The following is a 24,838-nucleotide window of genomic DNA, read 5'->3' on the forward strand; positions in this document are numbered from 1 at the left end:
CTCTGGGCGGCCTACTTCAGGCCCAGGTCCTTCTTGGTGTAGTAGCCGCCGTCGACGAGGGTCTTCTCGTAGTTGTCCTTGGTGACGGCGACCGGCTGCAGCAGGAACGACGGGACGACCTTGGCGCCGTTGTCGTACGTCTTGTCGTCGTTGGTCTCGGGCTTCTTGTCGTTGAGCACGTCGTCGACCATGGTCACGGCTTCCTCGGCGAGCTTGCGCGTGTCCTTGTAGACCGTCGAGTACTGCTCGCCCGCGATGATCGACTTCACCGAGGCGACCTCGGCGTCCTGGCCGGAGACGGCCGGCAGCGGCTTGGACTTGGAGCCGTAGCCGTCGGACTTCAGCGCCGAGATGATGCCGATCGAGATGCCGTCGTACGGGGAGAGCACCGCGTCGACCCGGTCGCTCGAGTACTTCGAGGTCAGGATGTCGTCCATGCGCTTCTGCGCGGTGGCGCCGTCCCAGCGCAGCGTCGTGACCTGGTTGAGCTTGGTCTGCTTGGACTTGATGACCAGCTGCTTCTTGTCGATGTAGGGCTGGAGCACGGTCATCGCGCCGTTGAAGAAGTACTTGGTGTTGTTGTCGTCGTTCGAGCCGGCGAACAGCTCGAGGTTGAACGGGCCCTTCTTGCCGTTCGACAGACCCAGCTTGTCGACCAGCGAGGTGGCCTGGAGCTCGCCGACCTTCTCGTTGTCGAACGTCGCGTAGTAGTCGACGTCCTTGGAGTCCAGGATCAGCCGGTCGTACGCGATCACGGGGATGTCCGCGTCGGCCGCCTCCTTGAGGACGTTGCCCAGCGACTTGTTGTCGATCGCCGCGATGATCAGCGCCGAGACGCCCTGCGTGATCATGTTCTCGATCTGCGATACCTGCTGGTCGGGGTCGTCCTCGCCGAAGACCAGCTGGGTCTTGTAGCCCTTGGCCTTGAGGGACTTGACAACGTTGTTCCCGTCCGCGATCCAGCGCTCGGAGGACTTGGTCGGCATCGCGATGCCGACGGTGGAGCCCTTGGCGCTGCCCTTGTCCTCCTTGCTGCCGCCGTCGCTGTTCTGGCCGCAGGCGGAGAGGGTCAGGGCGAGGGTGGCGCTCGCGGCTATCGCGCTGAGTGCGGCTCGGCGGTTTCGCATGGTCATCATCCTTGATGTGTGGGTGCGAGCTCGGTCGGCGGTGCGGCGAAGTGGCCTACGCGGAGGGGTGGTTGACCGAGGAGGTGTGTCGGATTGTGCGCGGCTGTGTTGTGTGCTGTGAAGTTGTGTTTCCGGAACGTTATTGACTGGTGTCGAACCGCTCGAGGTCGCCGGGCAGCCGCGAGCCGAGCGGGGACATGCCGCCGCCGGCCCCGTGCCGGGCGAGCAGGTCGAGCGCGAGCCGTCCCCGGCGCACCCGCTCGCGGGCCGTGTCGAGGGTGACGTCGCGCAACTGGGCGCCGTACGGATAGATCGAGGGCGCCTTGGCGAGACCGAACTTCAGGTACAACGGCGCGCCGCGGCGCACCAGTTCGGCGATCTCGTACATGCGGACATAGCCGCCGAGGTCGTCCGGAGCCTCCACATACATGTCCATCGGGGCGGCCGACACCCGGCGGATCTCGGTGAGGTGGGCGAGCGTCAGATCGGACGGCACGTTCAGCGAGTCGGCGCCGAGCCGCTCGTACACGGCGTACGAGGCCGGGTTCACGGGCCCGACGAGCGCGGACACCTTGAGGGTGGTGTCGGCCGGGATGATCCCTTGGGCGCGCGCCCGGTGCAGCGTCCACAGCACGCCCTCGTCGGCGACGAGCAGGCACTTGACGCCCAGCTCGGTGGCCCGGACGGCGTCCTCGACGCACCCGGCGACGGCGTCGTGACCGCGGGCGCGCAGCCCCGCGCCGCCGGAGTCGGTGCGCACGGAGGCGCCGGTGTCCCAGGTGCCGCGCGGCCCGGTGAACAGGCACAGCTCGATGTCGCGTTCGGCGGTCGCCTCGGCCATCTCCAGGATCTCGGCGTCGCGCAGCATCCAGATGCCGCTGCCCTGGCTGATCCGGTGGATCGGCACGTCGAGCCGCGACGCTTCCTTGAGGACGACCCCGACGGCCTCGGGCCCCTCGACGGACGGAATCTCCACGCGCCAGGTCCCCCCGTCGGGGAACGTGTGCGGGGAGGCGTCCGCCGGATCGTGTTCGGGCGCGCTCAGCCCGAGCGCGGAGAGGGCGGGTTCGCCGGGTCGGCGGGGGGTGGTGGTCACGCGGGTTCCTTTACGTTCATCATGGTTCGAGATATCGAACGCGGATCGGTCGACGGTGCAGCCAGGGGGCGCGGGGAACTGCGCGACCAGCCACGACGAGACAGTCGGCCGACCGCGCACCCGCACCTCTACGGCGAGAGGGATCGAGGGGCGAAGCCCTGACAACTAAGGCCGCAGCAAAACCTTCCCCACCTTCGGATCCCCGGCCCCCACCAGCTCGATGGCCTCAGCGAAGCGTTCCAGCGGCAACTCGTGCGTGACGAGCGGCGACGGATCGAGCAGCCCCGCCCCGAACGCCCGCACGGCGTGCGCCCACGCGTCCGGCGCGGCCCCGAACACGGTCTGCACCTCCAGCTGGCGCACGACGAGATCGGTCGGGTCCAGCCCGTCGGCCCCGGCGGGCGGCAGCCCGGTGAGGACCAGCCGCCCGCCGCGCCGCAGCAGCGACGCCGCGGTCCTCGCGGCCGACGCGGACCCGGCGGTCTCGATCACGACGTCGATGTCGTCCGGGAGCGGCGCGTCGCGCAGCCGGAAGTCGGTGGCCCCGAACCGCCGCGACAGCGCGGCCCGGTCGTCGCGGGTGCCGACCACCAGCAGCTCGGCGGGGGAGTGCGCCGCGAGGAACTGCACGGCGAGCATCCCGAGCGTCCCGGTCCCGACGACGGCCATCCGCTCACCGGCCAGGGCCCGGGCCTTGAGCGCGGCGGCGGCGACGCAGGCGGCCGGCTCGAGGAGCGCCGCGGCGGTCAGGTCGGCGTCGTCGGGCAGGACGTGCAGCAGCCGCGCGGGCAGCACGAGCGTCGCCGCCATCGCCCCCGGCTGCGTGAACCCTGTCTCCTCGTACCCTGCGGTGCACAGCGTCGTCTCACCGGCGTGGCAGCGCTCGCACACCTGACAGTTCCGGAATCCCTCGCCGACGACCTTGCGGCCCACCAGCGAATCGGGCACCCCGGCGCCCACGGTGTCCACGACGCCGGACCACTCGTGGCCCGGAGTCAGCGGGTAGCGCACGTATCCCTCGGGCCGGTTGCCCTGGTAGAGCTCGCGGTCGGAGCCGCAGATCCCGACCGCGTGCACGCGGACCAGCGCCTCGCCGGGTCCGGGCGCGGCGGGCTCGTGCGCGACGACCCGGTGCGCGCCCGGCGCCTCGACGACGACGGCGGAGCTCACTGGCCGCCGCCCTTCGGGTCGCGCTTCTCCCAGCCCTCGGCCCACAGGTCGAACCGGGCCTGCTGCTGCGGGAACTCGGCGGCGGCGTCGACGTCCAGCTCGACACCGAGACCGGGCTCGTGCGACAGCTCGAAGTAGCCGTCCACGACCTGCGGCGCGCCCTTGACGACCTTCTTGATGTCGGCGTCGGCGAAGTCGTTGAAGTGCTCCAGGATCTTGAAGTTCGGCGAGGTGAAGCCGACTTGGAGGGAGGCCGCCGTCAGCACGGGCCCGCCGACGTTGTGCGGCGCGACCAGCATGTAGTGCGTCTCGGCGGTCGCGGCCAGCTTCCGGGTCTCCCAGATGCCGCCGAGGTGGCCGACGTCGGGCTGGATGATGTCCACGGCCTGGCTCTCGAACAGCTCGCGGAACTCGATCCGGTCGTGGATCCGCTCACCGGTCGCGACCGGCATGTCGACCTTCGCGGCGACCTTCTCCAGCGCCTTGAGGTTCTCCGGCGGCACCGGCTCCTCCAGCCACGCGGGCTTGAACGGCGCGAGGTCGCGGGCGAGGCGGATCGCGGTGGCCGGCGAGAACCGCCCGTGCATCTCCAGCATCAGCTCGGCGTCCGGGCCGATCGCGTCGCGCACGGCCTCGATCAGCGAGACGGCGTACAGCGACTGCTCGTGGTCCAGCTCGAAGTGCCCGGTGCCGAACGGGTCGATCTTCAGCGCCTTGTACCCGCGCTCCATCACCGCCTGCGCGGCCTTGTGGTACGCCTCCGGGGTCCGCTCGGTGGTGTACCAGCCGTTCGCGTACGCCTTGACCCTGTCGGTCACCTTGCCGCCGAGCAGCTGCCAGACCGGCACGCCCAGCGCCTTGCCCTTGATGTCCCAGCAGGCCATCTCGATGACGGCGATGCCGGACATGACGATCTCGCCCGCCCGTCCGTAGTCGCCGTACTTCATCCGCTTGACCAGGTCCTCGACGGCGAACGGGTCGGAGCCGAGAATGTGGTTGGCCTTCGCCTCGTTCAGATACCCGATGAGCGCGTCGGTGTGGCCCAGCATCCGGGTCTCGCCGACGCCCGTGATCCCCTCGTCGGTGTGCACCTGGACGTAGGTGAGATTCCGCCACGGAGTACCGACTACGTGTGTGCTGATTCCCGTGATGCGCAAGGCAGTTGCCCCCTGAGCCGTTCGATATTTCGTCACTCGTTCGAAATGCTGGCGTGACAGTAAGGACGGCTCTGCGGAGGTGTCAATGGGTCTGCACGGAACAGTGGCCGGTGAGAGGTGAAGGGGAACCCCGTGTTCCACACAGGAGCTTCACAGCGCCAGCATCTTCCGTCACTCTTGCGCCTCTAGCCTCACTGCACCATGGACTACTGCCACCCGTGCCACAGGCACCTCAACGGCGCCCTCATCTGCCCCGGTTGCGGCACCCCCGCCGACGCCGTGCGCGCCTACGCCGAGACGGTCGCCGAACAGGAGGCGGTGGATCCGGACGGCGCGGGGTACGAGGACGAGCCGAGCGTGCGCCGTCCCGGCCGACGCCGGCGCGCCCGCAGGAAGTCGCCCCGGCGGCGCGTCCTGCTCGCCGTCGCGGGTGTGGCGCTCGTGGCCGGTGGTGTCGGTGTGGTCGAACTCGGCACGGAGTCCCCGGGGGAGGGCGGCGCCCGGGCGGCGCCGGACATATCCGGCGACGCGGTGGACGCGAGCGCCGACGGGACGGCCTCGCCCGGTGCGGACGGCGCGGCCACGGCGCAGACCCCGCCCGTGTCCCGCTCCTCGCCGCGCGCCTCCGCGTCGGCCTCCCCGTCCGTCTCCGCCTCGGCCTCCGCGTCGCCGGACACGTCGGAGGGGACCGGATCGACGGGCGCCGGATCGGCCGTGCCGGTCGACCCGGGCTCCACGGCGGGCGGTTCGCCGGACGGTCCGCCGGCCACGTCGTCCCGCCCCACGACCTCATCGCCCCGCCCCACGGCCACGGAGCCGACGGCCGAGCCGAGCCCGTCGGAGACCTGCGACCGCTTCCTGTGGTGGTGCACCTGAGGGACTGAGGTGCGGGTGGGGCTGTGGGGTCAGTCGGTCCCGAGCATCCTGCGCAGCATGTCCCTGAGCGCCGTACGCTCCTCGCGCGACAGCTCGGCCAGCGGCTCCCGCGCGAAGTCCAGGGAGTCCCGCAGGCCTCGCGCCACCTCGCGGCCCTCCGCCGTCGGCGCGGCCACCTTCACCCGCCGGTCCCCGGGCGACGGCTGCCGCTCCACGAGCCCGTGCGCCTCCAGCCGGTCCACGATCCCCGTGATGTTCGACGGCTCGCACTTCAGGCGCTGCGCGATCTGCCGCATCGGCAGAGGTTCGAGCGTGAGCAGACTGAGCACCCGTGCCTGCGCCCCGGTCAGCCGGTGCCGGGCCGCGGCCTCCTCGTACTCCTGGTGGTAGCGCGCGACGACGCCCCCGATCAGCTCGACCACTTCGATCGTGAGCGGGTCCATACGGCGGGAAACAGGGGCGGTCATGGGCTCCAGGATACCCATTTACTTGACATAGTGAAATATTCAGACGCATGGTTGTTTCAGGTACTGAAATAGTTTTCGACGCAGTTCCTGATCGAGTCGCCCCCTAGCCGAAGGATCAGCGCATGTCCGCCGACACCCCCCAGATCCCCGCCACCGGTCGCGAGTGGGTCCTCCTCAGCCGTCCGGTCGGCTGGCCGAAGCCCGAGGACTTCGAGCTGCGCGAGGCCCCGGTCACCGAGCCGGGCGCAGGCCAGGTCCTGGTCAAGAACCTCTATGTCTCCGTCGACCCGTACATGCGCGGCCGGATGTCCGCCGCGAAGTCGTACGTCGCCCCCTACGAGCTGGGCAAGGCCATGCAGGGCGGCGCGGTCGGCGTCGTCATCGCCTCGAACGACGAGGGTGTCGCGGTCGGCGACCACGTCCTGCACTTCTTCGGCTGGCGCGAGTACGCGACGTTCGACGCCAAGCAGGCCGTGAAGGTCGACCCCGAGGCCGCGCCGCTCTCCACGTACCTCGGTGTGCTGGGCATGACCGGCCTCACCGCGTACGCGGGCCTGCTGCGCACCCTGTCCTTCAAGGAGGGCGACAGCGTCTTCGTCTCCGGCGCGGCCGGCGCGGTCGGCGGCCAGGTCGGCCAGATCGCCAAGCTCAAGGGCGCCTCGCGCGTCATCGGCTCGGCGGGCTCCGACGAGAAGGTGAAGCTGCTCCTGGAGGAGTACGGCTTCGACGCGGCCTTCAACTACAAGTCGGGCGACGTCCACACGCTGCTCAAGGAGGCCGCGCCCGACGGCGTCGACGCCTACTTCGACAACGTCGGCGGCGACCACCTGGAGGCCGCCATCGGCCGCCTCAACCGCGACGGCCGCATCGCCATCTGCGGCGCCATCTCGGTCTACAACAACACCGAGCCGGCCCCCGGCCCGCGCAACCTCGCGCGCCTGATCCAGACCCGCGGCCGCATCGAGGGCTTCCTCGTCGGCGACCACTACGACCTCCAGCCGCAGTTCGTCCAGGAGGTCGGCGCCTGGGTCCGCTCCGGCGAGCTGAAGTACCGCGAGACGTTCGTCGACGGCATCGAGAACAACCTGGAGGCCTTCCTCGGCGTTCTGCGCGGCGACAACACCGGAAAGATGGTCGTGAAGCTCTGACCTGCCGCAAGTGACCCCGGTCACTTCCAGTAGTTCCATGATTCGGTAACCTCGTTCCGCCTAACGAAAAACAGTGAACGCGCGAACGAGGGAGCCGGTCATGGCCATCACGCAGTCCGACGTCGTCTACACCGCCGTAGCCACCGCCGAGAACGGCCGCGACGGCCGGGTCTCCACCGACGACGGCAAGCTGGACGTCGTCGTCAACCCGCCGAAGGAGCAGGGCGGTTCGGGCAACGGCACCAACCCCGAGCAGCTCTTCGCGGCCGGTTACAGCGCCTGCTTCCAGGGTGCCCTGGCCGTCGTCGCCCGCCAGGAGAGCGCCGACATCACCGGCTCGACCGTCACCGCGAAGGTCGGCATCGGCAAGAACGACGACGGCTTCGGCCTGATCGTCGAGATCGCCGCCTCGATCCCGAACGTGGACGCGGCCACCGCCAAGTCCCTGGTCGAGAAGGCCCACCAGGTCTGCCCGTACTCCAAGGCGACCCGCGGCAACATCACGGTCACGCTCTCGTCCTGACCGTCCACGGCCTGTGGCCCGTCCCGTAAGGTTTGCGCCATGCGTGATCTCGGGGCGGGCTTCGGCTACTTGATGAAGGGGCAGCGCTGGGTTGCCCGGCACGGCAAGCAGTACGGATGGGGCCTGCTGCCCGGTCTGATCACGCTCGTGCTGTACGTCGCGGCCCTGGTCTGCCTGGCCGTCTGGGGCGACGACCTCATCTCCTGGGCGACGCCGTTCGCCGACGACTGGTCGTCCCCGTGGCAGGGCCTGTTCCGCGGCTTCCTGACGGTGGTCCTCTTCGCCCTGGGCCTGCTGCTCGCGGTCCTCACCTTCACCGCCGTGACCCTGCTGGTCGGCCAGCCCTTCTATGAGTCCCTCTCCGAGGAGGTCGACCGGAGCGAGGGCGACGGCACGGCCCCCGAGTCGGGCCTCCCGCTCTGGCGGGACCTGTGGATCTCCGCCCGCGACAGCCTCCGCATCCTGGTCCGCGCGGCCCTGTGGGGCGTGCTGCTCTTCGCGTGCGGCTTCCTCCCCTTCGTCGGCCAGACCGTCGTCCCGGTCATCGGCTTCTTCGTCACCGGCTTCTTCCTCACGGAGGAGCTGACGGCGGTGGCCCTCCAGCGCCGCGAGGTCCAACTCCGCGACCGGCTCGCCCTGTTGCGCTCCCGCAAGGGCCTCGCGTGGGGCTTCGGCGCCCCGCTCGCGGTGGCGTTCCTGGTGCCGTTCGTGGCGGTCTTCCTGATGCCGGGCGCGGTGGCGGGGGCGACCTTGATGGTCCGGGACCTGGAAGCTCCCTCAGGGGAAGCGCAGCCGGGGGCGCGGCCGGCCACGACGCACCCGCAGACGGCCCCGGACGGCAACCAGGCGGACGAGGCCCCGCAGGGAACGGCCTGGTGAAGACGGCCAACCTCGGCATCCTCTTCGCCATCGAACTGATCGCCCTCGGCGCCGTCGCCGCCTACGGCTTCACCCGCGACGTACCGACCCCGCTCTCCCTGCTGCTCGGCTTCGCCGGCCTCGCCGTGATGATCACGGCCTGGGTCCTCTTCGGCTCCCCGAAAGCGACCTGGAAAACCCGCGGAGCGACCCGCGTCGCCTTCGAGGTGATCTGGTTCGGCGCGGGAGTGGCCGCCCTGGCGCTGATGGGCGCGTACGTCTGGGCGGGAGTCTTCGCCGCCCTCTGCCTGGTGAGCAAGGCGCTCGCGGCGGCCTGGGACCAGTGACTACCCTTCGGCGCCCAGCAGTTCCAGGAAGTCCCGGAACGCGCCCGGCATGTCCACCGACTCCGGGTCGAGCAGCCACTGGTACTGCAGCCCGTCCATCACCGCGACCAGCAGCGGAGCGGCCCGCTCCGGTGTGAGCCCGCCCGGCAGCCGCTCCCCGTACTCGGCACGCAGCACCTGCGCCATCGCGCCCCGCACCCCGGCATAGCGCTCGGTGAAGAACTCCCGCGCCGGATGCCCGTCGGTCACCGACTCCCCGAGCAGCGCCGAGAAGGTCTGCACGATGCCGGGCCGCATCGCGTTGTACTCCACCAGCGAGCCCAGCAGATCGAGCCGCCACTGGCTGTCCGGCACCGCGTCCCACTGGTCCCGCTCCTCCAGGACGGCGACGAGCAGCGCCTCCTTCGTCGGGAAGTGGTGCAGCAGCCCCTGCTGGGTCAGGCCCACGCGCTCGGCGACGGCCGCGAGGCTCGCGCCCCGGTACCCGCGCTCGGCGATCACTTCGAGCGTGGCGCGCAGGATCTTCGCCCGCCGCTCACCGCTCCGGGCGCTTCTGGTGCCGCTCATGCCGTCACCGTACGACATGACCGGGGCGCCCCCGCCGACTGAATATAACGGGCAGATAACAAAACCTACTGCTCTACAGGTAACGGGTGCAGGATGGAGGTGCCCAGACTTGATGAACCTCGACGAGGAGGTGCCGGCATGGCGCAGCAGCACGTGGACGGCGACGAGCGGGCGCGAGCCCGCGAGGCGGCCGTGGAGGCCGCACTCGGCAAGATGGACCTCGACGGCAAGACCCGGCTGCTCGGCGGCCGCGACATGTGGTCGCTGCCCCCGGTCCCGGAGATCGGGCTGAAGTCCCTGGTCATGTCCGACGGCCCGATCGGCGTGCGCGGCACCCGCTGGAGCGCCGACGACCCGTCGATCGCCCTGCCGTCCCCGACCGCGCTCGCCGCCACCTGGGACCCCGCGCTGGCCCGCCGGGCCGGCGCCCTGCTCGCCCAGGAGGCCCGCCGCAAGGGCGTCCACGTCCTGCTCGCCCCCACCGTGAACCTGCACCGCTCACCGCTCGGCGGCCGCCACTTCGAGGCGTACAGCGAGGACCCGTACCTGACCGGCGCGATCGGCACCGGCTACGTACAGGGCGTGCAGTCCGGCGGCGTCGGCACCACCGTCAAGCACTTCGTCGCCAACGACGCGGAGACCGACCGCTTCACCGTGAACAACCTGGTCGGCGAGCGCGCCCTGCGCGAGCTGTACCTGGCCCCCTTCGAGGCGATCGTCGCGAACGCCCACCCGTGGGGCATCATGACCGCCTACAACCAGGTCGACGGCACGACGATGACCGAACACCGCTACCTCGTGAACGAGGTGCTGCGCGGCGAGTGGGGATTCGACGGCTTCAACGTCTCCGACTGGCTGGCCGCCCGCTCCACCACCGGCGCCCTCAAGGGCGGCCTCGACGTCGCCATGCCGGGCCCGCAGACCGTCTACGGCCCGGCGCTCGCGGCGGCCGTCCGCGCGGGCGAGGCCGACGAGTCCGAGGTCGACGACGCCGTCCGCCGCGTCCTGCGCCTCGCCGCCCGCGTCGGCATCCTCGACGGCGCCGACCCCGTCGTCACCGACCCCCCGGCCGAGATCGACGGGGAGGCGCTGGCCCGCGAGATCGCCCGCCGCGCCTTCGTCCTCGTCCGCAACTCCGGCGCCCTGCCGCTGCGCCCGGACGCCCGGATCGCCCTGATCGGCGCCGCCGCCCGCGACGCCCGCGTCCTCGGCGGCGGCTCCGCCACCGTCTTCCCGGCGCACATCACCTCCCCGCTCGACGGCCTCGGCGCCGCGTTCCCCTCGCTCTCGTACGCCGTCGGCGCCGACCCGAGCGACGAACTCACCCCCGCCGACAAGGGGTTCGAGCTGCGCGCGGTCTGCCGCGACGCCGACGGCACCGTCCTCGGCGAGGGCACCCTGCCCAACGGTCAGCTCCAGTGGCTCGGCGACGACCTGCCCGCGGGCGTCACCCACGAAGCCCTGCACAGCATCGAGATCACGGGCACCTTCACCCCGCGCGAGAGCGGCGACCACGCCTTCGGCACCCGGGGCCTCGGCGCGTTCACCCTCACCGTCGACGGCACCGTCCTCTACGACGGCGTGCAGGCGATGGGCGCCGAGTCCGATCCCTTCGAGGCGGTTTTCGGCGCCCCGCAGGAGCGCGGCAGGGTCACGCTCACCGAGGGCCGCCCGGTCGAGGTCTCCCTGCTCCATCCGCTCGACAAGTCCTTCGCGCTGCCGCTGCCCGCCGTGCTGTTCAGCCTCGTCCACCTCGGCCCGCGCCGCGACGCCGACGCCCTGATCGCCGAGGCCGTCGAGGCGGCGCGCGACGCCGAGGCGGCGGTGGTCGTGGTGGCGACGACCGAGCGGGTCGAGTCGGAGGGCTTCGACCGCACCGACCTGCGGCTGCCCGGCCGCCAGGACGACCTGGTGCGCGCCGTCGCGGCCGCCAATCCGAACACGGTCGTGGTCGTCAACTCCGGCTCCCCGGTGGAACTCCCGTGGCGCGACGACGTGGCCGCCGTACTCCTGAGCTGGTTCCCCGGCCAGGAGGGCGGCGCCGCCCTCGCCGACGTGCTCACCGGCGCGGAGGAGCCCGGCGGCCGGCTGCCCACCACCTGGGGCGCGCTCGCCGACGCCCCCGTCACCAGGACCACCCCGGCCGACGGCGAACTCGCCTACACCGAGGGCGTGTTCATCGGCTATCGCGCCTGGGACCGGGCCGGCGCCACCCCCGCCTACCCCTTCGGCCACGGCCTCGGCTACACCGACTGGAGCTACGAGTCGATCGACGTCAACGGCGCCGAGGACGCGGCCGGCACCACGGTCACGGTCCGGGTCCGCAACACGGGGGAGCGCGCCGGCCGCGAGGTCGTCCAGCTCTATCTGGCCCCCGCGCCGTCCCAGGCCGACACCGACCGCCCGGCCCGCTGGCTGGCCGGCTTCGCGACGGTCACCGCGGGCCCCGGAGAGACCGTCGAAGCGGTGATCGACATCCCGCGCCGCGCCTTCGAGAGCTGGGACGAGACCGCGGGCGCGTGGACCCACCGGGCGGGCGCGTACGTCCTGACGGCGGGCCGTTCCCTCACCGACGCCCGCCTCCACGAGACGATCGCCGCCTGACGATCGGTCCCTCTGATCAGGGGCGGCGGCACCTGACCCCGCCGCCCCTTCCCGGAACCTCCTACCGGGTCCCGAACCCGTACACCGTCTCCGACCGGTACACATCGCCCGGCCGCAGCACGGTGGACGGGAAATCCGGCCGGTTCGGTGAATCGGGGAAGTGCTGCGTCTCCAGCGCGATCCCGTCGCCGGGCGCGAACGGCAGCGACGCGTCGAAGTGATCGGCCGTGTAGAACTGCAGCCCCGGCTCGGTCGTGGCCACGCTCAGCACCCGCCCGGACGCCGGGTCGTACACCTCGGCGACCTCGACGGCCGTCTCCCCGACGCCCTTGTCGAGTACGTAGTTGTGGTCGAACCCGGGACCGGCCTTCCGGCCCTCCCGCAGGTCGAACGGCGTGCCGTCCACCGGCCGCAGCTCCCCGGTCGGGATCAGCGTGTCGTCGGCGACGGTCACCTTCCCGGCGTCGATCCGCACCTCGTGCCCGCCCGCCGCGCTCCCCGCGCCGGGCCCGCCCAGATTCCAGTACGTGTGATTGGTGAGGTTCACCGGCGTCGCCGCGTCGGTGACCGCCTCGTACGAGATCCGCAGCGAGCCGCCCGCTTCGAGCGCGTACGTCACCGAGACGTCGAGCCGCCCCGGATAGCCCTCTTCGCCGTCCGGCGACACCCGGCTGAGCCGCACCCCGTGCTCACCCGCGGGCTCGGCCGCCCACACCCGCTTGTCGAAGCCGCGCTCGCCGCCGTGCAGCGCGTTCGGCGCGTTGTTCGCGGCCAGCCGGTACTCCTGCCCGTCCAGGGTGAAGCGGCCGTCCGCGATCCGGTTCGCGTACCGGCCGACCGTCGCGCCCAAGTAGGGCTCCGGGTGGGCCAGATACCCGGCGAGGTCCGGAAAACCGAGCACGATGTCGGCGATACCGCCCGCCCGGTCGGGCACCTCCACCGACTGCACGATGCCCCCGTACGTCAGGACGCGTACCCGCACCCCGTCCCGTTCCAGGACCCACCGGTGGACGTCGATCGGGCCGCTGTCGTCGCTGCCGTCGGCCAGGGTGCCGAAGAGTTCACTGCGCATGATCGAGACCCTACGCCCGCGCCCCGGCCCCTCAGCCGACAGGCTCCTTGGCGGTCACTCCGCGATACGCGATCTCCGCGAGCCTGGCCTGCCCGTCCACACTCGGATGGAACCAGTCCCAGTGGCTCAACTGCCGCTCCCCGAACCGGAAGCCGAAGACCGCGCCGCCGTCGTAGCGGCACCGCTTGTCCTGTGCGCACACGTCCTTGAGCACCTTGTTGTACTCCTCCACGCGCTGCTGCACCGCACCGCGCCGGGCGGTCGCCGCGGCGTCCACCGCGTCGGGATCGGCCAGCATCGACGAGCAGATGCCCAGCTTCCACACCTGCTTGCCCAGCGGATTCTGCCGGCCCTCGGACCACAGCCGCTTCAGATCCGGAATGCTCATCACGTACACCTGCGCCTTGGGCACCGTCCGCCGCAACTGCCGCAGGGCGTCGCTGAAGTCGGACCGGAACGCGGCCACCGAGGTCATGTCGTCGGCGCTGTCCCGGCACGCGTCATTGGCCCCGGCCATCACCGTCACCAGCTCGGGCCGCTCGGCGGCGGCCCGCGCCATCTGCCCCGGCAGGTCCGCCATCCGCGCCCCGGTGCGCGCGTGGTTCCAACTGTGCTTCGCGGCGCCGCCGCTGCCGAGCAGCCGGACGGCGAGGCTGTCGACGTCCTGGTCCGTGCCGGTCGCCCAGGACACCTCGGGGCAGTCGGACAGCACCCCGCACGCGTCGAAGCCCCGGGTGATCGAATCGCCCACGGCGGCGACCGAACGCGGACTGGTGTCCCACGTCGGAGTGGGCTTCGGCGACGGCTTCGTCGCGGAGACGGAACCCCCGGCACCGGGGGAGTCGCCCCCCGAACCGTCGCAGGCGGTGAGCCCCACGGCACCCAGCGCGACGGCCGTCACGGTGGTGATCGCCGCCCGAACGGCGGTCGACCGATGGCGTGGCTTTCGCATCCCGTGGCCCTCCATGACTGAACGGTGCGTCCCGCCGGGTGAAAGGTCGGCGTTTGCGTGCCCCCGGACCGACAGTACGTCACACTCCTTGCACCGCTGCGCGATAGCCTCGCCACGGGGTCCCCGGTCGACCCGGTGGGACTCCGCTGTACCGGTTCCGCTAAATTACAACACGTCAGATGTGTCCCTTTTTGTCTGGACCTTCACGGTCCGGGCGGTGAGGGAAGAAGGCTCGGCAGGGGCGCGAGGCCGCTGGGGAAGGCGAACCTCGACCCACACTGGAGGTCCCGGTGACGACACGTGGAGTTCTGTACGTGCACTCCGCACCGCGCGCGCTGTGCCCGCACGTCGAATGGGCGGTCGCGGGCGTTCTCGGCGCGCGCGTCAGCCTCGACTGGATCCGGCAGCCCGCGGCGCCGGGCACCTGGAGATCGGAGTTCTCCTGGCGCGGCGAGGCCGGCACCGCCGCCAAGCTGGCGTCCGCGCTGCGCGGCTGGCAGCTGCTGCGCTTCGAGGTGACGGCCGAGCCCTGCGCGGCCGCCGAGGGCGAGCGCTACAGCGCCACCCCCGAACTCGGCATCTTCCACGCCGTCACCGGCATCCACGGCGACATCCTCGTCCCGGAGGACCGCCTGCGCGCCGCCGTGGCCCGCTCACAGGCCGGCGAGGCCCACCTCGAATCAGAACTCGCCAAACTCCTGGGCAAGCCCTGGGACGACGAACTGGAGCCCTTCCGCTACGCGGGCGAGGGCGCCCCGGTGAGATGGCTGCACCAGGTGGTCTGACCCGTTCCGGTGCGCTGTCGCCCGCGGCCCGGTGGGACGTCTCGCGCAGTTCCCCGCGCCCCTGAAGGCTGCGCTGCGCGCGCCTTCCCCTGGGGGCACACGGAGTGTGCCTCTCAGGGGCGCGGGGAACTGCGCGACCAGCCACGACGAGACCCGCACCCGCGACACAACAGGCTGAGGCACCCCCTGAGGCGCAAAAAAGTGGGCCCGCCCGGAACTCCCCGGGCGGGCCCACTTCCGGTTCAGCGGAGCGTCAGATCGTGCGGAAGGCCAACACCACGTTGTGCCCCCCGAACCCGAACGAGTCGTTCAGCGCGGCGATCCGTCCCTCGACCGGCAGCTTCCGGGCCTCACCGCGCACGACGTCGGCGGCGGCCTCGGCCTCGGGGTCGAGGTTCTCCACGTTGATGGTCGGCGGAGCGAGGCGGTTGTACAGCGCCAGCACCGACGCCACGGTCTCGACACCACCGGCACCACCGAGCAGATGCCCGGTCATGGACTTGGTGGCGGACACCGCGAAGTGGTCGGCGTCGTCGCCGAAGACCTTGCGCAGCGCCTTCAGCTCGGCCACGTCACCGGCGGGCGTCGACGTCGCGTGCGCGTTCACGTGCACGATCTCGGCCGGATCCAGGTCGGTGTTGTCCAGCAGGTTCTGCAGGGCGTGCGCGATACCGCGGCCCTCCGGCTCCGGCTGCACGATGTCGTGGCTGTCGGCGGAGATGCCCTGGCCGACGGCCTCCGCGTAGACGCGGGCGCCGCGCTTGGCGGCGTGCTCGGCGGACTCCAGGACGATGACGCCGGCACCCTCACCGAGGACGAAGCCGTCCCGGGCGGTGTCGTAGGGGCGCGAGGCACCCTGCGGGTCGTCGTTGTTCTTGGACATCGCCATCATGTTGCCGAACGCGGCGATGGGCAGCGGGTGGATGGCCGCCTCGGTGCCACCGCAGACGACGACGTCGGCGCGGCCGGTGCGGATCATCTCGATGCCGTAGCCGATCGCCTCGGCGCCCGACGCGCAGGCGGAGACCGGCGTGTGCACACCGGCCCGGGCGCCCACGAGCAGGCCCACGTTGGCCGACGGGCCGTTCGGCATCAGCATCGGCACGGTGTGCGGGGAGACGCGGCGTACGCCCTTCTCCTTCAGCACGTCGTACTGGTCGAGCAGCGTGGTGACACCGCCGATGCCGGAGGCGATGACGGTGCCGAGCCGGTCGGGGTCGACGCTCTCGTCCTCGCCGGCCTTGGCGGTGAAACCGGCGTCGGCCCACGCCTCCTTGGCGGCGATCAGCGCGAACTGCGCGGAGCGGTCCAGCTTGCGGGCCTGCGGGCGAGGAATGACCTCGCTCGGGTCCACGGCGGCCGGCGCCGCGATACGGACCGCCTGCTCGGCGGCCCACTCCTGGTCGAGGGGCTTGACGCCGGAACGTCCGGCGATCAGGCCCTCCCAGGTGGATGTCGCGTCGCCACCCAGCGGTGTGGTTGCGCCGATACCGGTGACGACCACGGTGCGATTGGTCGGGCTCACAGGGATTCTTTCTCCAACGGATGCGAGGGATTCAGCGGCGCCACCGCCGGGTGGCGGAGCGACTGACCGGTCAGGTCGAGCTGGTGGCTCAGGCCTGGTGGTCGAGGATGTACTTCGTGGCGTCGCCGACGGTCTTCAGGTTCTTGACGTCGTCGTCGGGGATCTTGACGTCGAAGCGCTCTTCGGCGGCGACGACGACCTCGACCATGGACAGCGAGTCGACGTCCAGGTCGTCGGTGAAGGACTTGTCCAGCTGGACGTCCTCGGTGGGGATGCCGGCGATCTCGTTGACGATCTCAGCGAGACCGTCGACGATCTCCTTCTCGGTGGCGGCCATTGTGGCGCTCCTTCGGTGTGTTTCCAGAGGTGTGGCGGTATCTGCACGGATCGAGTGATCCGTACGGGATGCCTAGGGGAGGGTAACGACCGTGGCGGCGTAAACGAGACCCGCCCCGAAGCCGATGACGAGCGCGGTGTCGCCGCTCTTCGCTTCGCCGGTCGCCAGGAGCCGCTCCATCGCGAGCGGGATCGAGGCGGCCGAGGTGTTGCCGGTGGTGCGTACGTCGCGGGCGACCGTGACGTGCTCCGGCAGTTTGAGAGTCTTCACCATCGAGTCGATGATCCGCTCGTTGGCCTGGTGGGGAATGAAGACATCCAGGTCGTCCGGGCTGATCCCGGCCGCGTCCAGCGCCTGCTGGGCGACCTTCGCCATCTCGAACACGGCCCAGCGGAACACCGCTTGGCCCTCCTGCGTGATCGCAGGGAACTTGACGTTGCCCTCGGAGTCCAGGGGCAGCTGCGAGACGTCGCCGACGGCGTACTTGTCCCACGACACGGTCTGCTTGATCGTGCCGGCCTTGTCGCCCTCGGAACCCCACACGGTCGGGCCGATCGCGGGCTCCTGGGACGGGCCGACGACCACGGCGCCGGCGCCGTCGCCGAACAGGAAGGCCGTCGCGCGGTCCTCCAGGTCGGTCAGGTCGGAGAGCCGCTCCACGCCGATGACGAGCACGTACTCGGCGCTGCCCTCGACGATCATGCCCTTGGCGAGGGTGAGGCCGTAGCCGAAGCCCGCGCAGCCGGCGGAGATGTCGAACGCCGCGGCCTTCTGCGTGCCCAGCCTGTCCGCGATCTCGGTGGCGATGGCCGGGGTCTGCGCGAAGTGCGAGACGGTCGACACGACGACGGCGCCGATCCGCTCCGGGCCGATGCCCGCGTCGGCGATGGCCTTGCCGGACGCCTCGATGGACATCATCGCGACGGTCTCCTCGTCACCGGCCCAGTGGCGGGTGGAGATGCCGGAGCGCGAGCGGATCCACTCGTCGGAGGAGTCGATCTTCTCGAGGATCACCTCGTTCGGCACGACCCGCGTCGGCCGGTAGCCACCGACACCGAGGATGCGCGCGTACGGGGCGCCCTGACTGGGCTTGATCTTCGACATGCTGCTCGGATCTCCTTCTCAGGCCGTTGCTTCGGATGCTTCGGCGATCAGGGCGCGGGCCGCGTCGAGGTCGTCGGGGGTCTTCAGGGCGAGGGTCTTGACGCCGGGCAGCGCACGCTTGGCGATGCCGGTGAGGGTGCCGCCCGGGCACACCTCGATCAGCGCGGTGACGCCGAGCGCCTGGAACGTCTCCATGCACAGGTCCCAGCGGACCGGGTTCGCGACCTGGCCGACCAGGCGGGAGACCACCTCGGCGCCGGAGGAGACGGTCTGCCCGTCCTTGTTCGAGACGTACGGGACCGTGGGGTCGGCCGGGGACAGCTTCGCGGCGGCCTGCTCCAGCGTGGCCACGGCCGGGGCCATGTGCCGGGTGTGGAACGCGCCGGCCACCTTCAGCGGCACCACGCGGCGCACGCCCTCGGGCTTGTCGGCGTCCAGCGCGGCCAGCTCCTCGAGGGTGCCGGCGGCCACGATCTGGCCCGCGCCGTTGACGTTCGCCGGGGTCAGGCCCAGCTTCTCCAGGTGCGGGACGGTGACCTCGGGGGAGCCGCCCAGCAGCGCCGACATGCCGGTCTCGGTGATCGCGGCGGCCTCGGCCATCGCGAGGCCGCGCGTGCGCACGAGCCGCAGCGCGGCGTCGTCGTCGAGCACACCCGCGAACGCGGCCGCGGTGATCTCACCGACGCTGTGCCCCGCGACGGCGCCCGGCGTGACGTCGCCGAGAGCGGAGGCGGACAGGAGACCGGCCGCGACGAGCAGCGGCTGGGCCACGGCGGTGTCGCGGATCGCGTCGGCGTCGGCCTGGGTGCCGTAGTGGGCCAGGTCGAGTCCGATGGCGTCGGACCACGCGGCGACGCGGTCGGCGGCGCCGGGGAGGTCGAGCCAGGGGGTCAGGAAGCCGGGCGTCTGAGCGCCTTGGCCGGGAGCGACGAGTACGAGCACTCTCACACTCTCTCTTGTGGACGGTGCGGGCCGCCCGTGGGGACAGGGACGAAGAACCGAAGACGGAATTGTAGGCCCCCGACAAAAGCCTACGACTGGGGATCTCCATCGGCCAGACGCCCCAGGATGAGCGCGATGCGCAGGGTGAATGCCGAGCGGACGTCCGACGGGGACCAGCCGGTGACGTCGGTCACACGTCGGAGCCGGTAGCGGACGGTGTTCGGGTGGACGAAGAGCATCCGGGCGGCGCCTTCCAGGCTGCTCGCCTGCTCCAGATAGACACTGAGTGTCTCAAGGAGAGCCGAGCCCGCTTCCTCCAGCGGTCTGTAGATCTCCTCCACCAACTGCTCACGGGCGGACGGGTCGCCCGCGATCGCTCGCTCGGGCAGCAGATCGTCCGCGAGGACCGGGCGCGGCGCGTCCTGCCAGGCACCGCAGGCTTTGAGCCCGGCGGCCGCGGCCTGCGCGGACCGGGTGGCGGCGAGCAGGTCGGGGACGACGGGGCCGGCGACCACGGGCCCGGACGCGAACGGCCCGATCAGCGACTTCGCCACCGCCAGCGGGTTGTCGCTGCCGCCCGCGATGACGACGAGCCGGTCCCCGAGCACTCCGGTGAGCACCTGGAGCTTGGCGTGCCGGGAGGCCCGCCGGATCGCCTCGACGGTCAGTTCGCTGTCCCCGTCGGGGGCGGTGCCGAGCACGACGCAGACATGCTCGGGAGAGTTCCAGCCGAGGGCCGCGGCGCGGCTGACGGCGCCCTCGTCGGCCTCCCCGGACAGCACCGCGTTCACGACGAGCGATTCGAGACGCGCGTCCCAGGCGCCCCGCGCCTCGGCGGCCTGCGCGTACACCTGGGCGGTCGCGAACGCGATCTCCCGCGCGTACACGAGCAGCGCCTCCCGCAGCACGCTCTCGTCGCCGGGCGCGGCCACCTCGTCGATGGCCGACTCCATGACCTCGATGGTGGTGCGCACCATCTCCACGGTCTGGCGCAGCGTGATGGCCCGCGTCAGCTCGCGCGGCGCGGTGCCGAACACGTCCGTCGAGATCGCCTGCGGGGCGTCGGGGTGCCGGAACCACTCGGTGAACGCGGCGATACCGGCCTGCGCCACGAGCCCGATCCACGACCGGTTCTCCGGCGGCATGGCCCGGTACCAGGGCAGCGTCTCGTCCATGCGCGTGATGGCCTGCGCGGCCAGCGCCCCGGACGACTTCTCCAGGCGCTTCAGGGTCGCCGAGTGCGGATGAGGGACCGCGCGGACGTCCGGGTGGAGGTCCGCGGGGTCGTTCGCTGAGGGCTGCGCTGATTCCGATTGGGGCACGGGGACAAGACTGCCTTATCGGTACGGCTCAGCGGAGTGGAGGGTCCGACCCGGACGGGGCCGAGGACCGGAAAGGACGGCTACCGTGGAGTACGTGATGGATGTACGTCGCTCAGCCGACCGGTACGCAGGAGGCGAGCCCGGGGCCGGGATCACCTCGCGCCACGCGTTCTCCTTCGGCCCGCACTACGACCCGGACAACCTGCGTTTCGGCGCGATCCTCGCCTGCAACGAGGAACATCTGGCGCCCGGCGCGGGCTTCGACGAACACCCCCACAGCCACACCGAGATCGTCACCTGGGTCGTCACCGGCGAACTCACCCACCGGGACAGCACCGGCAAGGTCTCGATCGTGCGCCCCGGCGACGTCCAGCGGCTCAGCTCCGGCGGCGGCGTCCGCCACGTCGAACGCAACGACGGCACCGAGCCCCTGACCTTCCTCCAGATGTGGCTGGCTCCGCGCGATCCCGGCGGCGAGCCCGCCTACGAGGTGGTGCACGGCATCGCCGACTCCACCCCGTACGACGTCCCCGAGGCCGGCGCCATGCTCCACGTACGGCGCCTGGCCGCGGGCGAACGCGCCGAACTGCCCACCGCGCCGCACGTCTACCTGCACGTGGTCCAGGGCGGCGTACGCCTCGGCGAGACCGAACTGGCCCCGGGCGACGCGGCCCGCATCACCGGCGAGACCGGCCTGGAGGTCCTGGCCGCCGCGGACACCCAGCTGCTGATCTGGGAGATGAGCTGAGGGCTCAGAGCTCCGCGCGCACCGCGTCGGTGAACGGCGGCCACACCTCGGCCGCCCACGGCCCGAACGCCCGGTCCGTCAGCGCCACGCAGGCCGCCCCCGCATCCGGGTCCACCCACAGGAACGTCCCCGACTGCCCGAAGTGACCGAACGTCCGCGGTGACGACGAACTCCCCGTCCAGTGCGGCGACTTGTGGTCCCGAATCTCGAAGCCGAGCCCCCAGTCGTTCGGATTCTGGTGCCCGTACCCCGGCAGCACCCCCTTCGTCCCCGGGTACTGCACCGACATCGCCTCGGCCACGGTGCGCGGGTCGAGCAGCCGCGGCGCCTGCACCTCCGCGGCGAACCGCACCAGGTCGTCCACCGTCGACACCCCGTCCTTGGCGGGCGAGCCGTCCAGCGTGGTCGCGGTCATCCCCAGCGGCTCGAGCACCGCCTGACGCAGATACTCGGCGAACGGGATGTCTGTCGCCTTCGCGATGTGATCCCCGAGCACCTCGAACCCGGCGTTCGAGTACAGCCGCCGCGCCCCCGGCTCCGATGTCGCCTTGTGCTCGTCGAAGGCCAGCCCACTGGTGTGCGCCAGCAGGTGCCGCACCGTCGAGCCCTCCGGCCCGGCCGGCTCGTCGAGCTCGATCGCCCCCTCCTCGTACGCGACCAGCGCCGCGTAGGCCGCCAACGGTTTGGTGACCGAGGCCAGCGGAAAACGGTGGGCCGTCGGCCCGTGCGTCCCCAGCACGGTGCCGTCCGCACGGACGACGGCTGCGGCGGCGGTCGGGACCGGCCAGTTCTCGATCAACGCGAGGCTCTGCATGCCTCCGAGCCTAATTCCTCCCCGGGAACGCCCGTCGAGCGCCTGCGGCCGCTCAGAGCGTCAGTCTCATCGCGGGCGCCGGAGTGCGGGCGAAGCCGAGGGAGCTGTACAGCGGCTCACCGTCCGCCGTCGCCAGCAGCTCGACCCGGTGCACCTCGTGCTCCTTGTACCAGGCCAGCAGCGCTTCCACGCAGGCCCGCGAGTAGCCCCGCCGCCTGTGGTCCGGGTCGGTGGACACATTGAAGAGGTGCGCGGAGACACCGGACGGATTGCCCGGACCGCCCAGGCCGCGCTGGGTCACCCCGGCCGCACACGCGGCGAGCCGACCCGAGCCGTCCGGATCGTCGACGACGAACGCCGTCAACTCGCCCCCGGCGTCGGCCAACCGGTCCCGCAGCGCCTCCAGCGCCGGCTGCTGCCAGGCCACGTCGTCGCTCGGTCTCATCGAGTCGAGCATGATCTTGCGCAGGCGCACCAGTTCCTCGGCGTCCTCGGGGCGCGCACGGCGGGCAGACGTCATGATCGAAACGGTAGCGAGAGCGCCGTCCCGCTGTCCTCCGGATTTCTCCCCGATCTGCTTGCCTGGAGTGCACTCCAAGGTTCTAGCGTGGGGCCCATGACGGTGATGGAGACCACCCCCGCACCCACCCAGACCGGGGTCGACGCCTGCAGAGCGGCCCCCGAAGCGCATCCGCGACCGAACGGGCAGGACCGCTACACCATCAGCGAGGTCTCGGCCAGCACCGGGCTGACCGCGCACACCCTGCGCTGGTACGAGCGGATCGGCCTCATGCCCGACATCGACCGCTCGCACACCGGCCAGCGTCGCTACAGCAACCACGACCTGGACTGGCTCGCCTTCGTCAACAAGCTCCGGCTCACCGGCATGCCGGTCGCCGACATGGTCCGCTACGCCGAGCTCGTGCGCCTCGGGGACCACACCTTCGACGAGCGCCGGGAACTCCTCGAATCGACCCGCCGCGACGTCCTGCACCGCATGGCCGAACTCCAGGACACCCTGGCCGTGCTGGACCACAAGATCACCTTCTACGGCTCGGCCCAGCAGGGCTAGCCGTCACAGCTCGGCGAGCAGCTCGGCCTTCTTCGTCGTGAACTCCGCGTCCGTGACCAGGCCCGCCTGGTGCAGCTCACCGAGGTGCCGTATCCGGTCGGCGATGTCCGCCGGATCCCGGCGCGCGGGCACCGTCGCCTGCGCGGTGGGCTGCCCGGCGGCGGACGGAGCCGAGCCGGACGCGCGCACGGCCGCGAGCACGGACGCGGCGAACGGCAGCGACTCGTGGACCGGCCCGTAGCCGAGCCCGAAGACGACCGCGGCCGGATCCTGGTCGGCCTGCCCCGGTTGCTCCCCGGCGACGTCACGGTGCAGGAGCCGCAGGTGCCCTTCGAACAGCTCGGGGGAGCGCCATTCGACGCCGCTCAGATCGCCGACCGGGAAGGTCTTGTCGCCGGCCTTCCACTTCGCGGACGACGCACCCGTCCAGAACCAGCGGAAGGAGACCGACGAGCCGTCGAAGGAGGCCTTGCCGTCGTAGGCCTTGAACTGGAGCGGAGCGCCGGGAGGCGCCACCAGGTAGCCGTCGCTGCGCACGTCCTCCTCGGCGACGAGCTGCCCGCGCAGCTCGTCCGCGTAGTACTCCGCGAGCGTCTCCCGCTCGGCCGGCAGCACCAGCCGATAGGGGTCGCAACTCTCCTTCAGCTGCCCGGCCGCGGCGTCCATCAGCGGATCGGCGCCGGGTCTCGGAACGGCCTGCAGTACTACGGTCCCGCGTTTCCCCGGGGTCAGGGTCACCGCCGCGATCGCTTCCAGAGGGATGTGGCGCTCGCCCAACGCCTGAAGGAGCTTCGGCGTGCGGATCCCCCGTTCGAAGCGGATGCGCACGGAGTCCGAGTCGAACTCCCAGGCGGCATGAAATCCGGCCAGTACGTCACCCATGCGGCTCATCGTATGCGGCACGCTCGCCTCCGTCGCCTGTTGCGTCGGACCACTGTTTCGCCGTTCTCTACGCGCGTCAGGCCGAGACGTCGCCGGAAAATCCCTTCCGGCAGTCCTGGTCCGAGTCGGCGCAGAGCACCGATCGGTACGAGCCAGTTCCGATCTCGGCGAAGTTCCTGAGGCTTTCGGTGCCGGGTTCGAAGTAACCGGCGTGGCCCTTGGCGTCTCCCGCGGAGACGACCCGGGCGCCGAAGCCCGAGGAGACCGGGTCGGCGCCGTGCCCGAGGCCGCCGACCTCCATGTAGGGCACGTCCTGGATCCAGTCGTCCTTGTCGCGCATGGCCCACACGCGCGCGTGGGTGCGCAGGCCCGAAGCGCTCTGGGCCCGCATCCCGGGACTTCCGGCGACCGCGATGTCACTCACCCGCGACGGCAGGCCGTGCGCCGCGACACCGCAGACCACGGAGCCGTAACTGTGGCAGTACAGGGCGACCGGCGAGCCGCCGGGCAGCCCGCGCAGCATGGCGTTGAGCCGGACCGCGCCGTCGTCCGCGCGCATCGACGTGGCGGCGTCCACCCCCAGACCGGCGGGGGCCGTGTAGTCGGCCCACGCGACCACCGCGGTGCGGGTGCCCGGGCTCTTCTCGCGCTCGGCGGCGTACAGGGAGCGAGCCATGCCCACCGGAGCGGAGTACTGGCGGAACGTCCGCTGGAACGTCAGCACGTTCGTGTCGACGCCGGGAACCACGACCGAGACGCGCTGCGCCCGGTCGAGGTCGCCGAAGACCTCGGCCACCCGGCCGCTGCCCATGGGGTCGAAGGCGAGGATCTTGCGGTCGGGATCGGCCAGGAGCGCGAAACGCCGCATCCTTTGCTGCGCGTCGGAGTGACCGGCGGACGAAAGCCGCTTGTCATGGATGCGCTCGTGCTCGACCTTGCGCGCCTCGTCCAGCGCGATGCGATTCGCGCGATAACGCAGCGCTACAGGAGCGCCGTTCATATTGCCGACGGCGAGTGGATAGCGGATGGCGAGGCGACCGCGCTGGTGGGGAGTCAGCGTGGCGAAGAAGTGCCCGAGACGGGTGGGGGAGCCGTCGTGCGAGGGCAGCGCGTGCCCGCCTATCCGGCCGTGGTCCCAGGCGTTGAGAGCGGATTGGAGCGGCGTGTCGACGCCCCGCTGGTGACGCACCGCGGTCCAGCCGGTGGTCGCCAGCATGACGAACACGACGGCCAGCGCAAGCAGTGCGCGCCAGACGTTCAGTTGGGGGGATGAGTCGAAGGAAGTCACTGCGGGACACCCTAGGAGAAGCATGACGGGCCTCGCTAAACGCGTGAGGCAGATC

At 71.3% G+C, this 24,838-nt stretch carries 26 protein-coding genes; 9 read left to right on the plus strand and 17 right to left on the minus strand.

Going from position 1 to position 24,838, the window contains the following annotated elements; translation table 11 throughout:
- Nucleotides 1-11: 11 nt before the first annotated feature.
- The 4 genes from chvE to ABZ930_RS10265 all read right to left on the minus strand — a co-directional run bounded on the left by chvE (nucleotide 12) and on the right by ABZ930_RS10265 (nucleotide 4,550).
- Nucleotides 12-1,127, minus strand: a complete 1,116-nt coding sequence (gene chvE, locus ABZ930_RS10250; protein WP_361544583.1) for a multiple monosaccharide ABC transporter substrate-binding protein — start codon at nucleotides 1,125-1,127, stop codon at nucleotides 12-14.
- Between the two features lie 139 nt (nucleotides 1,128-1,266).
- Nucleotides 1,267-2,223 carry a hypothetical protein gene (locus ABZ930_RS10255; protein WP_361544586.1) on the minus strand — a complete coding sequence of 319 codons (957 nt, stop codon included), beginning with the start codon at nucleotides 2,221-2,223 and terminating at the stop codon, nucleotides 1,267-1,269.
- A gap of 165 nt (nucleotides 2,224-2,388) precedes the next feature.
- The gene (locus ABZ930_RS10260) at nucleotides 2,389-3,393 is read right to left on the minus strand and encodes an alcohol dehydrogenase catalytic domain-containing protein (protein WP_361544589.1); all 1,005 of its coding nucleotides are present in this window, start codon (nucleotides 3,391-3,393) and stop codon (nucleotides 2,389-2,391) included.
- Complete coding sequence (locus ABZ930_RS10265; protein WP_361544592.1) at nucleotides 3,390-4,550, minus strand: mandelate racemase/muconate lactonizing enzyme family protein; 1,161 nt, start codon at nucleotides 4,548-4,550, stop codon at nucleotides 3,390-3,392. Before ABZ930_RS10265 ends, ABZ930_RS10260 begins: the two co-directional genes overlap by 4 nt.
- A gap of 201 nt (nucleotides 4,551-4,751) precedes the next feature.
- Between ABZ930_RS10265 and ABZ930_RS10270 the strand changes: the two genes are divergently transcribed.
- Nucleotides 4,752-5,426: a hypothetical protein gene (locus ABZ930_RS10270; protein ID WP_361544595.1), complete on the plus strand. Its 675-nt coding sequence runs from the start codon at nucleotides 4,752-4,754 to the stop codon at nucleotides 5,424-5,426.
- 29 nt (nucleotides 5,427-5,455) lie between these two features.
- On the opposite strand, the gene ABZ930_RS10275 is transcribed toward ABZ930_RS10270, so the two are convergent.
- Complete coding sequence (locus ABZ930_RS10275; RefSeq protein WP_361544598.1) at nucleotides 5,456-5,893, minus strand: MarR family transcriptional regulator; 438 nt, start codon at nucleotides 5,891-5,893, stop codon at nucleotides 5,456-5,458.
- Between the two features lie 122 nt (nucleotides 5,894-6,015).
- Between ABZ930_RS10275 and ABZ930_RS10280 the strand changes: the two genes are divergently transcribed.
- The 4 genes from ABZ930_RS10280 to ABZ930_RS10295 all read left to right on the plus strand — a co-directional run bounded on the left by ABZ930_RS10280 (nucleotide 6,016) and on the right by ABZ930_RS10295 (nucleotide 8,769).
- Nucleotides 6,016-7,041, plus strand: coding sequence for an NADP-dependent oxidoreductase (locus tag ABZ930_RS10280; protein ID WP_361544601.1), 1,026 nt, complete (start codon nucleotides 6,016-6,018; stop codon nucleotides 7,039-7,041).
- A gap of 100 nt (nucleotides 7,042-7,141) precedes the next feature.
- A complete protein-coding gene (locus ABZ930_RS10285; RefSeq protein ID WP_361544604.1) occupies nucleotides 7,142-7,564 on the plus strand; it encodes an organic hydroperoxide resistance protein in 423 nt (140 codons plus the stop codon).
- Between the two features lie 39 nt (nucleotides 7,565-7,603).
- Nucleotides 7,604-8,443, plus strand: coding sequence for an EI24 domain-containing protein (locus ABZ930_RS10290; protein ID WP_361544607.1), 840 nt, complete (start codon nucleotides 7,604-7,606; stop codon nucleotides 8,441-8,443).
- Nucleotides 8,440-8,769, plus strand: coding sequence for a YrdB family protein (locus ABZ930_RS10295; protein WP_361544610.1), 330 nt, complete (start codon nucleotides 8,440-8,442; stop codon nucleotides 8,767-8,769). The genes ABZ930_RS10290 and ABZ930_RS10295 overlap by 4 nt, the downstream gene beginning before the upstream one ends.
- On the opposite strand, the gene ABZ930_RS10300 is transcribed toward ABZ930_RS10295, so the two are convergent.
- A complete protein-coding gene (locus ABZ930_RS10300) occupies nucleotides 8,770-9,354 on the minus strand; it encodes a TetR/AcrR family transcriptional regulator (RefSeq protein WP_361544613.1) in 585 nt (194 codons plus the stop codon). It abuts the gene before it with no gap.
- A 120-nt stretch (nucleotides 9,355-9,474) separates the two neighbouring features.
- Here ABZ930_RS10300 and ABZ930_RS10305 point away from each other — a divergent pair, with 120 nt between their 5' ends.
- The gene (locus tag ABZ930_RS10305; protein WP_361544616.1) at nucleotides 9,475-11,940 is read left to right on the plus strand and encodes a glycoside hydrolase family 3 C-terminal domain-containing protein; all 2,466 of its coding nucleotides are present in this window, start codon (nucleotides 9,475-9,477) and stop codon (nucleotides 11,938-11,940) included.
- A 61-nt stretch (nucleotides 11,941-12,001) separates the two neighbouring features.
- Here the strand turns inward: ABZ930_RS10305 and ABZ930_RS10310 are convergent, their stop codons facing one another.
- Nucleotides 12,002-13,012, minus strand: coding sequence for an aldose epimerase family protein (locus tag ABZ930_RS10310; RefSeq protein ID WP_361544619.1), 1,011 nt, complete (start codon nucleotides 13,010-13,012; stop codon nucleotides 12,002-12,004).
- A 31-nt stretch (nucleotides 13,013-13,043) separates the two neighbouring features.
- The gene (locus ABZ930_RS10315; protein WP_361544622.1) at nucleotides 13,044-13,964 is read right to left on the minus strand and encodes an SGNH/GDSL hydrolase family protein; all 921 of its coding nucleotides are present in this window, start codon (nucleotides 13,962-13,964) and stop codon (nucleotides 13,044-13,046) included.
- Nucleotides 13,965-14,254: 290 nt separating this feature from the next.
- Between ABZ930_RS10315 and ABZ930_RS10320 the strand changes: the two genes are divergently transcribed.
- On the plus strand, nucleotides 14,255-14,749 hold the full coding sequence (locus tag ABZ930_RS10320) for a DUF3145 domain-containing protein (RefSeq protein WP_361544625.1): 495 nt from the start codon (nucleotides 14,255-14,257) through the stop codon (nucleotides 14,747-14,749).
- Nucleotides 14,750-15,002: 253 nt separating this feature from the next.
- Here ABZ930_RS10320 and ABZ930_RS10325 read toward each other — a convergent pair whose 3' ends face one another.
- The 5 genes from ABZ930_RS10325 to fasR all read right to left on the minus strand — a co-directional run bounded on the left by ABZ930_RS10325 (nucleotide 15,003) and on the right by fasR (nucleotide 19,886).
- Entirely contained in the window at nucleotides 15,003-16,274 is a 1,272-nt protein-coding gene (locus ABZ930_RS10325) for a beta-ketoacyl-[acyl-carrier-protein] synthase family protein (RefSeq protein WP_361544628.1), read from the minus strand.
- 88 nt (nucleotides 16,275-16,362) lie between these two features.
- Nucleotides 16,363-16,611 (minus strand): acyl carrier protein, encoded by a 249-nt coding sequence (locus ABZ930_RS10330; protein ID WP_111662126.1) that lies wholly within the window; start codon nucleotides 16,609-16,611, stop codon nucleotides 16,363-16,365.
- 72 nt (nucleotides 16,612-16,683) lie between these two features.
- Nucleotides 16,684-17,715, minus strand: a complete 1,032-nt coding sequence (locus tag ABZ930_RS10335) for a ketoacyl-ACP synthase III (protein WP_361544632.1) — start codon at nucleotides 17,713-17,715, stop codon at nucleotides 16,684-16,686.
- Nucleotides 17,716-17,733: 18 nt separating this feature from the next.
- The gene (locus ABZ930_RS10340; protein WP_361544635.1) at nucleotides 17,734-18,657 is read right to left on the minus strand and encodes an ACP S-malonyltransferase; all 924 of its coding nucleotides are present in this window, start codon (nucleotides 18,655-18,657) and stop codon (nucleotides 17,734-17,736) included.
- An 89-nt stretch (nucleotides 18,658-18,746) separates the two neighbouring features.
- Nucleotides 18,747-19,886, minus strand: coding sequence for a fatty acid biosynthesis transcriptional regulator FasR (fasR, locus tag ABZ930_RS10345; RefSeq protein WP_361544937.1), 1,140 nt, complete (start codon nucleotides 19,884-19,886; stop codon nucleotides 18,747-18,749).
- 190 nt (nucleotides 19,887-20,076) lie between these two features.
- Between fasR and ABZ930_RS10350 the strand changes: the two genes are divergently transcribed.
- Nucleotides 20,077-20,727, plus strand: a complete 651-nt coding sequence (locus ABZ930_RS10350) for a pirin family protein (protein ID WP_361544940.1) — start codon at nucleotides 20,077-20,079, stop codon at nucleotides 20,725-20,727.
- Nucleotides 20,728-20,731: 4 nt separating this feature from the next.
- Here the strand turns inward: ABZ930_RS10350 and ABZ930_RS10355 are convergent, their stop codons facing one another.
- On the minus strand, nucleotides 20,732-21,541 hold the full coding sequence (locus ABZ930_RS10355) for a serine hydrolase domain-containing protein (protein WP_361544638.1): 810 nt from the start codon (nucleotides 21,539-21,541) through the stop codon (nucleotides 20,732-20,734).
- A 52-nt stretch (nucleotides 21,542-21,593) separates the two neighbouring features.
- Nucleotides 21,594-22,061 (minus strand): GNAT family N-acetyltransferase, encoded by a 468-nt coding sequence (locus tag ABZ930_RS10360; RefSeq protein ID WP_361544641.1) that lies wholly within the window; start codon nucleotides 22,059-22,061, stop codon nucleotides 21,594-21,596.
- Nucleotides 22,062-22,157: 96 nt separating this feature from the next.
- On the opposite strand from ABZ930_RS10360, the gene ABZ930_RS10365 reads away from it, so the two are divergent.
- Nucleotides 22,158-22,613 carry a MerR family transcriptional regulator gene (locus ABZ930_RS10365; RefSeq protein WP_361544643.1) on the plus strand — a complete coding sequence of 152 codons (456 nt, stop codon included), beginning with the start codon at nucleotides 22,158-22,160 and terminating at the stop codon, nucleotides 22,611-22,613.
- Nucleotides 22,614-22,616: 3 nt separating this feature from the next.
- Here the strand turns inward: ABZ930_RS10365 and ABZ930_RS10370 are convergent, their stop codons facing one another.
- Both ABZ930_RS10370 and ABZ930_RS10375 read right to left on the minus strand, forming a co-directional pair.
- The gene (locus tag ABZ930_RS10370; protein ID WP_361544646.1) at nucleotides 22,617-23,495 is read right to left on the minus strand and encodes a DUF4429 domain-containing protein; all 879 of its coding nucleotides are present in this window, start codon (nucleotides 23,493-23,495) and stop codon (nucleotides 22,617-22,619) included.
- 76 nt (nucleotides 23,496-23,571) lie between these two features.
- The gene (locus ABZ930_RS10375) at nucleotides 23,572-24,783 is read right to left on the minus strand and encodes an alpha/beta hydrolase (protein WP_361544649.1); all 1,212 of its coding nucleotides are present in this window, start codon (nucleotides 24,781-24,783) and stop codon (nucleotides 23,572-23,574) included.
- Between the last annotated feature and the right edge of the window lie 55 nt (nucleotides 24,784-24,838).

This window comes from Streptomyces sp. NPDC046716, assembly GCF_040645755.1.
GTDB lineage: Bacteria > Actinomycetota > Actinomycetes > Streptomycetales > Streptomycetaceae > Streptomyces.